Annotated in this window: 14 protein-coding genes; 9 read left to right on the forward strand and 5 right to left on the reverse strand. The window is 75.4% G+C overall.

The window, feature by feature from the left end:
• Nucleotides 1-36: 36 nt before the first annotated feature.
• Nucleotides 37-852 carry a glycerophosphodiester phosphodiesterase family protein gene (locus Cph01nite_RS06640; protein WP_239069091.1) on the reverse strand — a complete coding sequence of 272 codons (816 nt, stop codon included), beginning with the start codon at nt 850-852 and terminating at the stop codon, nt 37-39.
• A 178-nt stretch (nt 853-1,030) separates the two neighbouring features.
• On the opposite strand from Cph01nite_RS06640, the gene Cph01nite_RS06645 reads away from it, so the two are divergent.
• From Cph01nite_RS06645 to Cph01nite_RS06660, 4 genes are all read left to right on the forward strand, one after another.
• Nucleotides 1,031-2,518 (forward strand): glutamate synthase subunit beta, encoded by a 1,488-nt coding sequence (locus Cph01nite_RS06645; protein WP_203672521.1) that lies wholly within the window; start codon nt 1,031-1,033, stop codon nt 2,516-2,518.
• Between the two features lie 124 nt (nt 2,519-2,642).
• A complete protein-coding gene (locus Cph01nite_RS06650; protein WP_203672783.1) occupies nt 2,643-3,029 on the forward strand; it encodes a helix-turn-helix transcriptional regulator in 387 nt (128 codons plus the stop codon).
• A 10-nt stretch (nt 3,030-3,039) separates the two neighbouring features.
• Nucleotides 3,040-3,450, forward strand: a complete 411-nt coding sequence (locus Cph01nite_RS06655) for a VOC family protein (protein ID WP_203672522.1) — start codon at nt 3,040-3,042, stop codon at nt 3,448-3,450.
• Nucleotides 3,451-3,526: 76 nt separating this feature from the next.
• Entirely contained in the window at nt 3,527-3,826 is a 300-nt protein-coding gene (locus Cph01nite_RS06660) for a hypothetical protein (RefSeq protein WP_203672523.1), read from the forward strand.
• Nucleotides 3,827-3,829: 3 nt separating this feature from the next.
• Here the strand turns inward: Cph01nite_RS06660 and Cph01nite_RS06665 are convergent, their stop codons facing one another.
• The 4 genes from Cph01nite_RS06665 to Cph01nite_RS06680 form a co-directional block, all read right to left on the reverse strand.
• Nucleotides 3,830-6,523: a cation-translocating P-type ATPase gene (locus tag Cph01nite_RS06665; protein ID WP_203672525.1), complete on the reverse strand. Its 2,694-nt coding sequence runs from the start codon at nt 6,521-6,523 to the stop codon at nt 3,830-3,832.
• Nucleotides 6,524-6,677: 154 nt separating this feature from the next.
• Nucleotides 6,678-8,588: a DUF4914 family protein gene (locus tag Cph01nite_RS06670; protein ID WP_203672527.1), complete on the reverse strand. Its 1,911-nt coding sequence runs from the start codon at nt 8,586-8,588 to the stop codon at nt 6,678-6,680.
• 192 nt (nt 8,589-8,780) lie between these two features.
• Entirely contained in the window at nt 8,781-9,713 is a 933-nt protein-coding gene (locus tag Cph01nite_RS06675; protein ID WP_203672529.1) for a DUF4349 domain-containing protein, read from the reverse strand.
• A 109-nt stretch (nt 9,714-9,822) separates the two neighbouring features.
• Complete coding sequence (locus Cph01nite_RS06680) at nt 9,823-10,683, reverse strand: DNA-3-methyladenine glycosylase family protein (RefSeq protein ID WP_203672531.1); 861 nt, start codon at nt 10,681-10,683, stop codon at nt 9,823-9,825.
• Between the two features lie 413 nt (nt 10,684-11,096).
• Here Cph01nite_RS06680 and Cph01nite_RS06685 point away from each other — a divergent pair, with 413 nt between their 5' ends.
• The 5 genes from Cph01nite_RS06685 to Cph01nite_RS06705 all read left to right on the forward strand — a co-directional run bounded on the left by Cph01nite_RS06685 (nt 11,097) and on the right by Cph01nite_RS06705 (nt 15,441).
• On the forward strand, nt 11,097-11,612 hold the full coding sequence (locus Cph01nite_RS06685) for a methylated-DNA--[protein]-cysteine S-methyltransferase (protein ID WP_308439422.1): 516 nt from the start codon (nt 11,097-11,099) through the stop codon (nt 11,610-11,612).
• Nucleotides 11,613-11,706: 94 nt separating this feature from the next.
• The gene (locus Cph01nite_RS06690) at nt 11,707-12,903 is read left to right on the forward strand and encodes an alcohol dehydrogenase catalytic domain-containing protein (RefSeq protein ID WP_203672533.1); all 1,197 of its coding nucleotides are present in this window, start codon (nt 11,707-11,709) and stop codon (nt 12,901-12,903) included.
• Between the two features lie 28 nt (nt 12,904-12,931).
• Nucleotides 12,932-13,966: an NAD-dependent epimerase/dehydratase family protein gene (locus Cph01nite_RS06695; RefSeq protein ID WP_203672535.1), complete on the forward strand. Its 1,035-nt coding sequence runs from the start codon at nt 12,932-12,934 to the stop codon at nt 13,964-13,966.
• 44 nt (nt 13,967-14,010) lie between these two features.
• Complete coding sequence (locus Cph01nite_RS06700) at nt 14,011-14,535, forward strand: DsbA family protein (RefSeq protein ID WP_203672537.1); 525 nt, start codon at nt 14,011-14,013, stop codon at nt 14,533-14,535.
• Nucleotides 14,536-14,592: 57 nt separating this feature from the next.
• Nucleotides 14,593-15,441: an SDR family NAD(P)-dependent oxidoreductase gene (locus Cph01nite_RS06705; RefSeq protein ID WP_203672539.1), complete on the forward strand. Its 849-nt coding sequence runs from the start codon at nt 14,593-14,595 to the stop codon at nt 15,439-15,441.
• Nucleotides 15,442-15,454 lie beyond the last annotated feature (13 nt).

The following is a 15,454-nucleotide window of genomic DNA, read 5'->3' on the forward strand; positions in this document are numbered from 1 at the left end:
GCCACCGACGCCCGGTGCCCCGTCCACAGCGCGGCGTCAGGACCAGGTGCCGCGCGCACGCAGGACGTCGCGCAGCAGGTCCGCGCGGTCGGTGACGAGCCCGTCGACCCCCAGGTCGAGCAGGCGGTGCATCTCGGCGGGGTCGTCGACGGTCCAGACGTGCACGTGCCGCCCCACGGCGTGCGCCGTCGCGACCGTCCCCGCGTCGACGACCCGCACCCGCCCCTGGGCGACCGGCACCTGCAGGGCGTCCACGTCCCGCAGGGCCCGGCCCGCCAGCCGCCGCACCCCCGCGCGGTGCGCCGCGAGGAACCGCACGACCTCACCCGTCGCGGCCGACGTCGCCACCGGGCGGCTCAGCCGGGCCAGGGTCTCGCGGCGACGCACCCGCGAGAACGACGTCACGCAGACGCGGTCGTGCGACGCGGTGCGCTCGATCGCGTCCGCCACCGGGACGATGGCGTGCTCGCTCTTGACGTCGACGTTCACGCGCAGGTCTGGCCACGTGCCCAGCACGTCCTCCAGGCGCGGCACGGGGTCGACCCCGCCGATGAGCGCACGCCCGACCACCGACCACGGCAGCTCGGACACCAGGCCCTCGGCGTCCGTCGTGCGGTCCAGCGTCTCGTCGTGCAGCGCGACCGCGACGTGGTCCGCCGTCGCGTGGGCGTCCGTCTCGACGTACCGGAAGCCGAGCGCGACGGCGGCCCCGAAGGCCGTCAGCGAGTTCTCGCGCCCGTCGAGCGCGAACCCGCGGTGCGCGAGCGCGACCACGCCGGCCGGGTCGTCGAAGTACGGGTGCCGTGCGGGCGCGCGGCGGGGCCCGCCCTCCACGTCGCGCGCCGCGTGCACCCCACCACTGTCACCCGCGCGCGGCCCCACCACGACCGCGGGCGCACCGTTTCACCCGACCGGGACCTCGGGCCCGCCGCGCCTCCCGGATCGCGCCGTAGCGTTCGACGCCAGCCCCGCGTGGCGCGCACCGTCGCGGCCCCGTCCGGGGGAGACCCCACGCACCCCGGGAGCGACCGTGGCCGACCCTCGTGGCTTCCTCACCACCCGGCACCGTGAGCTGCCGGCCGACCGCCCCGTCGACGTGCGGCTGACCGACTGGGCCGAGGTGCACGCGCACCGCGCCGGTCACGCGGACGACGTCGGGCTGGTGCGGCGCCAGGCGGGCCGCTGCATGGACTGCGGCATCCCGTTCTGCCACTCGGGCTGCCCCCTGGGCAACGAGATGCCCGCGTGGAACGACCTGGCGTGGCGCGGGCAGTGGGCCGCGGCCAGCGACCGCCTGCACGCGACCAACAACTTCCCCGAGGTCACGGGGCGGGTCTGCCCCGCGCCGTGCGAGGCCGCCTGCGTGCTCGGGATCAACGACGAGCCGGTGACGATCCGGCACGTCGAGGTGTCGGTCGCGGAGGAGGCGTTCGACCGGGGGCTGCTCCGGCCGCACGTGCCCGGCCGGCTCTCGGGCCACACCGTCGCGGTCGTGGGGTCCGGGCCCGCCGGCCTGGCGTGCGCGCAGCAGCTGACCCGGGCCGGTCACACCGTGGTCGTCTACGAGCGCGCGGACCGCGCCGGCGGCCTGCTGCGGTACGGCATCCCGGAGTTCAAGCTGGAGAAGCGGGTCGTCGACCGGCGCCTGGAGCAGATGCACGCCGAGGGCACGCGGTTCCGCACCGGTGTCGACGTCGGCAGGGACGTCACGGGCGAGCAGCTGCGGGCGCGCTACGACGCGGTCGTACTCGCGACCGGCTCGACCGTGCCGCGCGACCTGTCCGTGCCCGGCCGTGGGCTGCGCGGCATCGAGCAGGCCATGACGTACCTGCCGCAGGGCAACCGCGCGGCCGTCGGTGACGAGGTGCCCGGGCAGCTGCTGGCGACCGGGCTCGACGTGGTCGTGGTGGGCGGCGGCGACACCGGCGCCGACTGCCTGGGCACCGCGCTGCGGCAGGGCGCCCGCTCCGTCACGCAGCTGGAGATCCTGCCGAGCCCGCCCACGGACCGTCCCGCGGACCAGCCCTGGCCGACCTACCCGCGGGTGCTGCGCACGTCGAGCGCGCACGCCGAGGGCGGCGAGCGCGTCTGGGCGACGAGCAGCGTCCGGTTCCTCGACGACGGCGCCGGAGCCGTGCGCGCCGTCGAGGTCGAGGACGTCGAGGCCGTCGGCGGTCGGTTCGAGCCGGTCCCCGGGACGCGCCGCGAGCTGGCGGCGGGGCTCGTCCTGCTCGCGCTCGGGTTCACGGGTGCCGAGCCGGGTGCGCTGCTCGACACGCTCGGCGTCACGCGCACCGCGCGGGGGACGGTGGCCCGGGCCGACGACTTCTCGACCGACGTGCCCGGCGTGTTCGTCGCGGGCGACGCGGGCCGTGGCCAGTCGCTGGTGGTGTGGGCCATCGCCGAGGGACGCGCCGCCGCCGCGAGCGTCGACGCCTACCTCATGGGCGCGAGCGCGCTGCCGTCGCCGGTGCGCGCGAGCAGCGCGCCGCTCGGCGTGCGGGTGGGCGTCCGGTAGCGCACCTGCGTCCTCCCGCCGCGCACGCGTGCTGGTCAGCGAGGGCCCCGCGCGGCAGGCTGTCCCTGTGACGTCGGACCCGCGCCTGGCCGAGCTGCGGCTGCTGCGCGCCGTGCGCGACCGCATGGACCGCGACCACGCGCAGCCGCTGGACGTCGAGTCGCTGGCGCGCGGTGCGCACATGTCGGCCGGGCACCTGAGCCGTCGCTTCCGCGCCGTGTTCGGCGAGTCGCCGTACGCCTACCTCATGACGCGGCGCATCGAGCGGGCCATGACGCTGCTGCGGCGTGGCGACCTGACGGTCACCGAGGTCTGCTTCGCGGTCGGCTGCTCCTCGCTCGGGACGTTCAGCACGCGGTTCACCGAGCTCGTGGGCATCCCACCGTCGCAGTACCGCCGGCTCGCGGCCGACGAGGGCGCGGGCATCCCGAGCTGTGTCGCCAAGCAGGTCATGCGGCCCCGGCGTGATCGGTCAGGATCCGAGAAGCGGCAGGCGGCCGGGTCCTCCTAGCGTGGACGTCATGGACCTCCTCATCCACTACACGTTCCTCCCCGCCGACGACCCGGAGGCCTCGCTCGCGTTCTACCGCGACGTGCTCGGGTTCGAGGTGCGCAACGACGTCGGCTACGGCGACATGCGCTGGATCACGGTCGGCACGCCCGCCCAGCCGCAGACGTCGATCGTCCTGCACCCGCCGGCGGCGGACCCCGGCATCACCGACGACGAGCGGCGCACCATCGCCGAGCTCATGGCCAAGGGCTCGTACGCCTCGGTCGTGCTGGCCACGACGGACGTGGACGCGGCGTTCGCGCAGGTGCAGGCCGGCGGCGCCGAGGTCGTCCAGGAGCCCATGGACCAGCCGTACGGCACCCGCGACTGCGCGTTCCGCGACCCCGCGGGCAACATGGTCCGCATCAACCAGCTCACCTGAGCCGAGGCGCGCCCCGGGCGGGTGATTCTCGGCCGCGGACCGCAGGATCGAACAGGTGTTCGACTACGCTCGCACCATGCCCGACCGCTCGCTCCCGCCCCGGCCGCCGGCGCGCGACGTCGCCAACAGCGAGGTCCCCGACGGCATCCCGACCCGTCCCCAGGGGGACGTCGCCGTGGTCGTCCGGCTCGTCTGGTCCGACGGCGGCGAGGAGTGGCGGGCCGCACGCGCCATCCGGTGGACGCGCACGCACGTCATGGTCGCGTGGCGCGAGCACGACACCGACCCGCGCTCCGAGCGCCACACGTGGCTGCGGGCGGGGGACGTGGCGCGCTCGATCAGCTGGTTCGTCCCCCCGGAGCGCACCCCCGCGTGAGCCTCAGGCCGGCAGGCGCCGCGCCACGGCCTTGCCGGCCTCGCTCAGCAGGAACACCCCGACGGCGACGAGCAGGGACAGCCCCCAGTCGCGCCAGCCGATCGGTGCCGAGTCGAACCACGACTGCATGAACGGCGTGTAGGTGAACACCAGCTGCAGCACGAGCAGCGTGCCCACCGCGATCCACACCACCCGGTTGCCGACGAGCACACGCCACGTGAGGCTCGAGCCGCCGAGGAACCGGCAGGAGAACAGGAACGCCATCTGGCCCAGCACGAGCATGGTGACGGCCGCAGTCTGCGCCACCCCGTCGGCCGCTCCGAGCTGCTTCTCCAGCAGGTACACCGCCAGGGTGGCCCCGCCGATGAGCAGCGACGCCCACACCACGACCACGAGCGACGGGCGCGACAGGACCGGCTCGCGGGGGGAGCGGGGCGGGCGGTCCATGATCCCGGGCTCGCCGGGCTCGTACGCCAGCGCCAGGGACAGGGTGACGGCGGTGACCAGGTTGACCCACAGGATCTGGACGGGGCTCAGCGGCAGCGCCATGCCGAACAGCACGGCCACGAGGATCACCAGCGACTGCGCGCCGTTGGTCGGCAGCAGGAAGACCACGGACTTGCGGATGTTGACGTAGATCCGCCGGCCCTCCTCCACGGCCCGCTCGATCGTCGCGAAGTTGTCGTCGGCCAGGACGATCTCCGCCGCCTCCTTGGTGGCCTCCGTCCCCTTGATGCCCATGGCGATGCCGATGTCCGCGCGCGTCAGCGCAGGGGCGTCGTTGACGCCGTCGCCGGTCATGGCGACCACCTCGCGGTGCGACTGCAGGGCGCGCACGATCCGGATCTTGTGCTCGGGGCTCGTGCGGGCGTACACGTCGACGTCGCGGACCCGGGTGCGCAGCTCCTCGGCGCTCATCGCCTCGAGCTCGGGGCCGGTGAGCGCCTCGACCTCCTCGCCCGCAGGCACGATGCCCAGCTCGCGGGCGATCGCCACGGCGGTGCCGGCGTGGTCACCGGTGATCATCTTCACCGCGATGCCGGCGCGGTGGCAGTCGGCGATGGCCGCGATCGCCTCCGGCCGCGGCGGGTCGACGATCCCGACGACCCCCAGGAACGTCAGCCCTGCGTCGACGTCGTCGAGCGCGAGGTCCGACGTCCCCGGCTGCGCGGCCCGCTCGGCGGCGGCGAGCACGCGCAGCCCCTGCGCCCCGAGGTCCTCGACCGCCCGCTCCCAGTGCCCGCGGTCGAGGGGCGCGGCGCCGCCCGACGCCCCGCGCTGCGTCGCCGACCTGTCCAGCAGCCGGTCCGGTGCCCCGAGGACGTGCACGCGCAGGTCGCCCGACGGCAGGCGGTCGAGCGTCGCGGAGAGCTTGTTGGCGGACTCGAAGGGCACGGCCGCGACGCGCTCCACGCCGGACGTGTCGAGGTCCGCCTTGAGCGCGAGCGTCGCCAGCGCGCCCTCGGTGGGCTGCCCGACGACACCCCAGCGGCCCGACTCGTCCGCGACCACGCGCGCGTCGTTGCACAGCGCGCCCGCGCGCACCAGGTCGTGCAGGTCGCCGTGCGCGGTGAGCGGGGCGGGGGAGCCGTCGAGCGTCACGGCCCCGGTCGGCTCGTAGCCCAGGCCGTCGACGCCGTACCTGCCCTGCGCCGTGACGACCGTGCGCGCCGTCATCTCGTTCTTCGTCAGCGTGCCGGTCTTGTCCGAGCAGATCGTCGTGACCGAGCCGAGCGCCTCGACCGCGGGCAGCTTGCGGGTGATCGCGTGCTGCCGCGCCATCTGCTGCACGCCGAGCGCGAGCGTGATCGTCACGAGCGCAGGCAGGCCCTCGGGCACCGCCGCCACGGCGAACCCGATCGCCGCGGACACCAGCTCCGGCAGCTCGAAGTCGTGCAGGACCCGCCCGATGACGAGCATCGCGAACGCCATGACGAGGATGCCGCGGGACAGCAGCGACCCCAGGCGCCCCAGCTGCCGCTTGAGCGGGGTCTCGAGGTGGTCGACGTCGGCGATGAGGGACTGGATGCGGCCGATCTCCGTGCCGGCGCCCGTCGTGGTCACGACGCCCAGGCCCGTGCCGGCGGCGACGATCGTGCCGGAGAACAGCATGCTCGTGCGGTCCCCGACGCCCGCGTCGGCCCCGACGGGTGCCACGTCCTTCACGGCGGGCACGGACTCGCCGGTCAGCGCCGACTCGTCCACCTGCAGGTTGGTCGCCTCGACGAGCCGCACGTCCGCAGGGACCTTGTCGCCGGACCGCACGCGGACCACGTCGCCCGGCACGAGCGTCTGCGAGTCGACGTCCGTCCACTGGCCGTCGCGACGGGTGGTGGCCGTCAGCGAGAGCATCGTGCGGATCCCGTCGAGCGCGCGCTCGGCCTGCCCCTCCTGCAGGAACCCGACGAGGGCGTTGACGAGCGCGACGACGAGGATGACCGTGAAGTCGACCCAGTCGCCGAGGAACGCCTTGAGCACGGCCGCCGCGAGCAGGATGTAGATGAGCACGTCGTCGAAGTGCGCGAGGAAGCGCAGGACGACGGGCCGGGTCGGTGCCGTCGGCAGCCGGTTCGGCCCCACGTCCGCCAGCCGCGCGGCGGCCTGCTCCCCGGTCAGCCCGTCGCTGCTGGTGCCGAGGCGCTGCAGGACCTGCGCGGCGTCCTGGGCGTAGGGCCGGTCGTCGTGGGTGCTCGTCATGCCTCACCTCGGGGCGGGTGGCAGGGCCGGGCGTCCTCCGCATGGTCGCACGCAGGCACGCCGGGCGACACACGGAGATGTGCCGCGGCCCGCGACACCGGACGGGGCCGCACCCTGCGCAGGGTGCGGCCCCGGTGCCGCGAGCGGGTGGGCGTCAGACGTACAGGGGCGTGAGCTCCGCGTACTCCTCGACGTCGCCGCCGCGCAGGACGACCTCGATGATCTTGCGACCCAGCGGGTCCAGGTCGTCCGTCATGAACTGCTCGAGCTCGGAGCAGAAGAAGTCCGCGAGGATCTTCGCCCCCGCGTCGTACGCCTCGAGCCCGACCTGCGACTGGTACTCCGGCTGCAGGAGCGTCGGGCGGATCTGCTGGCCGTCGAGCTTGACGTCCTTGGGCCGGTAGCCGAACAGCGAGCACCGCGCGGGCGTCAGGTGGTCGGGCTGGATGCGTCCGCCACCCCGCCGGGCCAGGTACTCGCGCGTGAGCCACTCGGCGGAGAACCCGACCTTGTACGCACCGATGTGCTGGTTCGGGGTCAGCACGTAGCGCGTGCGGTCGTTCTCGACGATCTGGCGCAGCAGCAGGTTCGCGGCGGCCACCTTGGTGCCCGTGGAGAACGGCCAGTACGAGCCGACGCCCTCGGCGACCATGCCACCGTGCTTGAGGGCCTTCTTGACGTCCTTGCTCTCCCCGATCGACGGGTTCTTGTCCCCGCGCGGGGCGATCAGGCGCCACACCCACGCCAGCGACGGCGGGATGATGTGCATCATCCCCATGATCCCGTAGGTGGGGTTCTCCCGCGTGCACAGCGGCATGCGGACGCCGAACGTGCGGACGTCGACCTCCTTGGGCTCGCAGATGACGTTCTTGACGAACGACCGCGGGATGACGACGCGCGGGTTGGGGCACCGCTTGCCGTTCGAGTCGAGCGTGTGCTCCCACGGCAGGGCCGTCGCGTCGGCGACCCCGTCGATCGACAGGAACAGCACCGGCTCCTCCGGCTGGATGACGGCGCGCTCGAACGCCGGGTCCTCGCCGTAGCTCGTCATGTTGTCGACGCGCACGAACCACCCGGCCTCGGCGTCGGCGACGACCAGGCGGCCGTTGCCCTTCTGCACCGACGGGTGGCACAGGGTCATGTCGTCCGTCACCGGCGCGAGCGTCGACGTCTCGCCGAGGGTGATGTGGTACGGCTCGTCCCGGACCACGTTGGTGCCGACGAGGATGCGGCCGTCGTCCTCACGGCGGATCTCCTGGCACATCTCGGACTTGCCGCCGCCCGACGCGCCCTCGTGCATGATGACCGTCTCGTTCTCGTACGGGGTGGTCACCCGCACGCTCGACGCGTGCGCCGTGAGCCAGCCCTCCTGCTCGCCGATGTCGAGCAGGACGGAGAAGACGCCCTTCTTGGCGCTCGGGCCCGGGTAGAGGTTGTAGGCCCAGATCTCGTGCAGCTCGTGGGAGCGGTTGTGGACGACGACCTGCTTGCCGCCGAAGTGCGTGTGGCGGAACGGCGGCGCGACGTACAGCATCGACCGCGGGGTGAAGGGCCCGATCTCGTCGAACGTCACCCAGCCCTGCAGGTCGACCAGGGTCAGCGCGAAGAACGCGCTGTTCAGCGGGACGATCGCCAGGGAGGGGTAGCCGAACCGGGGGCCGCCGGCCTTGAAGGGCACGACGACGAGCTCCTGCGTGGCGAGCCACTCGAGCGTCTCGGTGCGCGTCGGGTCGAACTCCGCGTCGAACACGTCGCGGTAGCGCGGCTTGTCCGTCGGCAGGTCGTCGGCGATGCGCATGCAGTCCGGGTCGCGCCGGCGCATGTAGTCCTCGGGGTAGTTCACGGCGACGCCGTTGCGACAGCGCGTGACCGTCGCCTCCGGCACCATCGCACCGTCGACGTCGTACTCCACGGTGAACGTGGGGCCGCCCTCAGGGCCCAGCGCGAGCTGGTAGAGCTCGGCGCGTGTCGCGGGGATCACCAGCCGGGGGCAGGCCTCCAGGACGGCGCGCACCTCGGGTGCAAGGGACACGTCCGCCAGGGGACCGGTCACGGTGACGCTCATGGCAGCTCCTTCGCCTCGGGGACCGGGCGCGGTCAACCGTCGAGGCGCCACCCGGCGAGCAGTCCGGGCGACCGGACGGCCGCGGTCTGCTCTTTGCCAGGAGATTACGACCGGTGTGCGCGCTTGTGACGGGACCTTCGGGCCTGCCCACGGCCCCGGCCCCGGACGCCGGGCGGGCGATCCGGCCCGACGTCAGGCGCGGGGGGCGGGGTCCTGCGGCGGGTCGACGGGCGCCGTCCCGACGGCAGCCGGCGCCGCCCGCGGCCCGCGCCGCCGCCGGACAAGCAGGACGACGGCCGCGACCAGCGCACCGGCGACCAGCCAGGGCAGCAGCACCCCGACGACGACCAGGGCGCCGCGCACCGTCCCGAGGAACGCCGTCCACCCGGTCTCGAGGCCGTCGAGGAACGTGGCGGGCCCGGTCGCGACGGGCTCCGGCACCTGGTCGGGGGCGTGGATCTCGACGTGCACGGTGGACAGCGCGACCCGGTCCGCCAGGCGCGCCCGTTCCGAGCGCAGCCGCTCGAGGTCGGCCTGCCGCTCGGTCAGCGCCGCCTCGGCCTCGATGATGTCGCTGCTGGTCGCGGCGCGTGCCAGCAGGTCGGACATGCGCGCGACCGACAGCTCGGTCGCCGCGATCCGGGCGTCGAGGTCCTGGGCGGCGCCCGTCACGTTCTCGGTCTCGACCAGGAACTCCCGCACCTCGCCGATCCCGCCGAGGTCGTCCGTCAGGGTCGTCATCGCGCGGGCCGGGACGCGCAGCGTGAGGGTCGCGCTGCCGGGGTCGTCCGGATCGGTGCCCGAGCGCTCGTAGCGGGCGTCGACGTGCCCGTCGAGGCGCGTCACCAGCGCGACCACGTCGTGCGCCGCGGCGACCGGGTCGGGCGCGACCATCGTCGCGCGGGCCGTCTGGACGACCTGCTGCGCGTCACTGCCGGACGCCTCGTCGGCGACGTCGCTGCCGCGCGGTGCGCCGCCCTCGAGCCCGCCGCTCTCGAACCCGCCGCCGACGGCCTGGTCGCCGGCCTCCTGCACGGTGCTGCCGGCGTCGCCGGCGGCGCTGCAGCCGGCGAGGGCGGCGAGCACGGCGAGGGTGGCGACCAGGGTGCGGGTGCGTGTCGTCATGGCCGCACGCTAGGGGCGTGCGGTCGACGGCGGGCGGGAACGACGTGATCGTGACCGCCTCGACACCGGATCGCGCCCGCAGCGATGCCGGCGACCCCGGGCGGACGGGTCACACGACCGGCGCGGCCCCGGGCGGGAGGGGTCCCGGCGCGGTAACCGACACCCACAGGTGCGTGGCCGCGAACGCGCGCCACGGCCTCCACGCGAGGCCGGCCGCCGCCACGTCCCGGGGGTGCGGCACGCCCAGGGCGCAGCGCAGCACCAGGTCCCCCGACGGGAACGCGTCCCGGTCGCCGAGCGCCCGCAGCGCGACGACGTCCGCCGTCCACGGGCCGATCCCGGGGACCGCCAGGAGCCTGCGGCGCACGTCGTCTCGGGGTGCGTCCGGGGTGAGCTCGAGCCCCGTGGTGCACGCGACGGCCAGCGCGTGCACGGCGCGGGCCCGGGCGTGCGGCACGCGCAGCACCTGCTGCAGCTCGACGGGGTCGACCTCCGCGACGTCGGCGGGCCGCGGGAAGGCGAGCAGGCCGGAGACGTGCCGGCGGCCGAACGCCGCGGCGAGCCGGCCGCCGGTCGTGCGCCCCGCGTGCAGCGACACCTGCTGGGTGAGGACGGCCTGCACGGCGGCCTCGAAGCCGTCGGGGTGGCCCAGGACGCGCAGGTCGGGACGCGCGGCCAGCAGCGGGCCCAGGACGGGGTCGGCCCGCCCGGCGTCGTGCACGGCCGCGAGGTCGTCCGCGAGCCCGAACCACCGCGCCGCGAGGCGCTCGAGGGCCGCCGCCGGGGCAGGGGCGTCCGGGAGCACGTCGACCCCGGTGGGGGTGACCACCGCCGTCACCGCGACCGTCCCGGTGCCGAGGTCGACGAGCCGGCGCACGGTGCCGGCCGTGACGTCGACGACCTCCACGCCGGGCACCGCCCGCGCCGCCAGCGAGGCGAGCGCCGGCACGGGATCGAGGGGTGCGCGCACGGCGTCACGCTAGCCGCGGCGGCGGTGTGTGTCGCCCGTCACACGAGGCAAAGGGCGGGTAGCGAACTGGTCGCATGTTCGAGATGCGGTGGTCACACGACGGTGCGATGCTCGTCCCGCACTCAGCCGATCGCGTCACCCGCGACCGGCCACCCGCGGGTCGCGAGCCACCGCACGCGCACCGCAGCACCACAGGGTCCGGCGAGAGCCGGACCGGCCCCTCGGGGCCAGGGAGCCTGCCACGCCTCGTGCCGGCGAGACGGCTCTCCCACCGGGTCCCGCCCCCCACGTCCGGGGGGCGGGACCGGTCATGTCGGGGCCGTGGGTGGCTCTGGTCGGCCCTGGTGGGCCCTGGACGGCCGGGCGTGCCGTGGGCGACGCGTGTCGGTGGCCGGCGGCAGGATGGTGCCGTGGTGACGACGTACGCGGTGGTGCAGGCCCCGTTCGGGGCGGTGACGGTCGGGGTGGTCGACGGTGCCGTGACGGACGTCCGGTTCCCGCACGCCGACGGGTCGCCCGCCGCCCCGCCGGACGGGACGCGGGCCGCGCCGGGCGACGACCCGGTGCTCCACGAGGCGGTGCGGCAGCTCGAGGCGTACCTGGCCGGGGAGCGGCGCGACTTCGACCTGCCGCTGCGCTACCGCGGCAGCCCCTTCCGGCAGCGGGTGTGGGAGGGCCTGCGGGCCGTGCCGTACGGCACGACGGCCACGTACGGCGCGTTGGCCACGTCGCTCGGGCTGGACCCGCGCACCACCGCCCGCGCGGTCGGCGCGGCCAACGGCGCCAACCACCTGCCGATCGTCGTGCCCTGCCACCGCGTGATCGGGGCGGACGGCACGCTCACCGGCTTCTCCGGCGGGATCGAGCGCAAGCGCGAGCTGCTGGCCCTCGAGGCCCGCGTCGCGTCCGGCGCGGGCACGCTGTTCTGACGGCCCGACCCGGGCGTCGCGGATGCGGACCGCGCAGGTGGGTGCGACCGTGGCACGGGAACGACGGCACCACGAGCGACGGGACGGTGGAGCGGTGCGGGCACTGACGTGGCAGGGACGTGAGCAGGTACGGGTCGAGGACGTCCCGGACCCGCGCATCGAGGAGCCGACCGACGCGGTGATCCGTGTGACGTCGACCGCCGTCTGCGGCTCGGACCTGCACCTCTACTCGGTGCTCGGGGCCTTCCTCCAGCCGGGGGACGTGCTCGGCCACGAGGCGATGGGCGTCGTCGAGGAGGTGGGGGCCGAGGCGGGCACGCGCCTGCGGGTCGGTGACCGGGTCGTCGTCCCCTTCGGCATCGCCTGCGGCACCTGCCACATGTGCGCGCTCGGGCTGCAGAGCCAGTGCGAGACGACGCAGGTGCGCAGCACCGGCAAGGGCGCCGCGCTGTTCGGGTACACGTCCCTGTACGGCAGCGTCCCCGGCGGCCAGGCGCAGTACCTGCGGGTGCCGCAGGCGCAGTACGGCCCGGTCGTCGTGCCCGACGACGGCCGCCCCGACGAGACGTACCTCTACCTGTCCGACGTGCTGCCCACCGCGTGGCAGGCCGTCGAGTACGCGGACGTGCCGCCCGGCGGCACCGTCGTGGTCGTCGGCCTCGGCCCGGTGGGGCAGATGGCGGCGCGGATCGCGCTGCACCGCGGCGCCGAGCGCGTCATCGGCGTCGACATCGTCGCGGAGCGGCTGCTCATGGCCTCACGGCACGGCGTGGACGTCATCGACGCGGCACGCACCGACGACGTGGTCGCCGCGGTGCGGGACCGCACGCACGGCCGCGGGGCGGACGCCGTCGTCGAGGCCGTCGGGATGGAGGCGCACGGGTCGCCGCTGGCCGCCGCAGGTCAGCGCGCGGCAGCGTTCCTGCCCGACACGCTGGCGCGCCCCCTCATCGAGAAGGCGGCCGTGGACCGCATGGCCGCGCTGCACACCGCGATCGCCGTGGCCCGGCGCGGGGCGACGGTCTCCGTCGTCGGCGTGTACGGCGGTGCGCTCGACCCGATCCCGATGATGGACGTCTTCGACCGTCAGCTCACCCTGCGGTTCGGTCAGGCGAACGTGCGGCGCTGGTACGACGACCTGCTGCCCCTGGTGACCGACCCCGCCGACCCGCTCGCCGTGGCCGACCTGCGCACGCACCGGGTGCCGCTCGAGCAGGCGCCGCAGGCGTACGACGTGTTCCAGCGCAAGGCCGACGGGTGCATCAAGGTCGTCCTGGACCCCGCCGCGTGACCGCCCGCACCGACCCCCGGGGGTCCCGGTGAGGGTCGTCGTCGTCGGGGCCAGCGGCAACGTCGGCACGGCCGTCCTGCGCCGCCTCGCGCAGGACACGACCGTGACGTCGGTCGTGGCGGTGGCGCGGCGCACGCCCCGGCAGCCCCCGCCCCCGCCGTACGACGTCGCGACGTGGGTGTCGTGCGACATCGGCGCCCACGACGCGGACACCGGGGTCGGTGACGCGCTCGCGGCCGCCTTCGCCGGGGCGGACGCGGTCGTGCACCTCGCGTGGGCCATCCAGCCCAGCCACGACCGCCACCGGCTGCGGGCGACCAACGTCGTGGGCTCCCGGCGTGTCGTGCAGGCGGTCGCCCGGGCGGGGGTGCCGCACCTGGTCGTCGCGTCGTCCGTGGGCGCGTACTCGCCGTCCCCGGGGGACACGCCCCGCGACGAGTCCTGGCCGACGGACGGCGTCCGCTCGTCGTCCTACAGCGTGGACAAGGCCACGGTCGAGACCCTGCTGGACCGTGCGGAGGCGTCGACCGGTGCGGTGGTCGCACGGCTGCGCCCCGCGCTGGTGTTCCAGCACGACGCGGGGCACGAGATCACCCGCTACTTCCTCGGCCCGCTGGTCCCCGCACGGCTGCTCGACGGTCGCGTGCCCGTGCTGCCGTGGCCGCGGGGTCTGCGTCTGCAGGCGGTGCACGCCGACGACCTCGCGGACGCGGTCCGCGAGGTGGTCGTGCGGCAGGCGCGCGGTGCGTTCAACCTCGCCGGGCCCGGGATCGTGCGCGGCCCGGACGCCGCCGCGCTGGTGGCCCGGGCGCGCCTGCAGGAGGTCCCTTTCGGAGTCGCACGCGCCGCGGTGGCCGCCGGGTGGCGTGCCCGGGCGGTGCCCGTGGGTCCCGGCTGGCTCGACATGGCGATGGCGGCGCCGGTGCTCGACACCACGCGCGCCGAGCGCGAGCTGGACTGGCGGCCCCGGGTCAGCGGCGTCCAGGCCCTGCACGCGATGGTCAGGGGAGTCGCCGCCGGGGCGGGCACCGCGGGCCCGCCGCTGCGTGCTCGCGGCGGCTGACCCGACCGGGTGCGCGCAGGCCACTCGCACGGCACGCTGGGCCCATGACGTCGCCCGAGACCGCCGAGGTGAGCACCGACCCCGACCGCCACGTCCTGGGCTCCCCGGACGCGCCCGTCACGGTCGTCGAGTACGGCGACCTGGAGTGCCCGTACTGCCGGGACGCCGAGCCGGTGCTGCGCCGGCTCGTCGAGGAGTCCGCCGGGCGCGTGCGCCTGGTCTGGCGGCACCTGCCGCTGTTCCAGGTGCACCCCCACGCGCTGGCCGCGGCGCTCGCGGTCGAGGCCGCGGGCGCCCACGGGCAGTTCTGGGAGATGCAGCGGCTGCTGTTCGCGCACCAGGACGCGTTGACGGACGACGACCTCGCCGGGTACGCCCGGGAGCTGGGGCTGGATCCCGAGGACGTCGTCGGCGAGCCGGCGGACCGCTACGCGCGTGCGGTCCAGGCGGACTACGAGGGCGGCCTGGAGCTCGACGTCCCCGGCACGCCGACGCTGCTCGTCGACGGCGTGCGCTACCGGGGGCCGATCGAGCTCGGCGCCCTGCGCGCGGTCGTCGACGCGGTGTGACGACCGTCGCGCAGCCCGGTCGCGGCGGCGCCCCGCGCGGTGCGCGACGATGAGGGGATGAGCCCCGTGACGTCCGCCGACCCCGCCCACCCGCCGGTCCCGCGCACGGCCCTGGTCACGGGCGCCGGGAGGGGCATCGGCCGTGAGCTCGCCCTGGCGCTCGCGCGCGACGGCTACGCGCTGGGCCTGGTCGGGCGGACGCGCGACCCCCTCGAGGAGGTCGCCGACGAGGTCCGCGCGCTGGGCGCCACGGCGACCGTCGCGGTGGCCGACCTGGTGCAGGCCGCGCAGGTGGCCACCGCGGTGGAGCACGTGCAGGCCGCCCTGGCCGACCACGGCGGGATCGGGCTGCTGGTCAACAACGCCGGCGTCATCGAGCACGCCGAGCTGCCCTTCGCCGCCGACGACGTCGAGGACGTGTGGCGTGTCGTCGAGGTCAACGTCCGCGGCCCGCTGCTCGTCACGCACGCCGTCCTGCCGGGGATGCTCGCGCGCGGCGGCGGACGGGTCCTCAACGTGAACTCGGGGTCGGGGCACCGGGCCCTGACCTCCTACACCGGGTACGCCGTCAGCAAGGGCGCGCTGGCGCGGTTCACCGCGCAGCTGCACCGGCAGTACGCGGACGCCGGCCTGCGGGTGCTGGACCTGGCCCCGGGCGTGGTGGCGACGGGGATGACCGCCGCGATGCCGGTGCACGCGGGACGGACGCGGTGGACGCCCCCGCAGGAGGTGGCCGAGCTGGTGCTCGCGTTCGCGTCCGGTGAGCTGGACGCGTTGTCCGGGCGGTTCGTCCGCGCGGGTGCCGACACGGTCGCCTCGCTGCGGGAGCACGCGGACGACATCGTGGCGGCGGACGCCCGCACGCTGCGCCTGGCGACGTGGGGGCCGGACGACCCGGTGGCGTGACCTGGGCCGCCGC

Source organism: Cellulomonas phragmiteti, assembly GCF_016862775.1.
Classification (GTDB): domain Bacteria; phylum Actinomycetota; class Actinomycetes; order Actinomycetales; family Cellulomonadaceae; genus Cellulomonas; species Cellulomonas phragmiteti.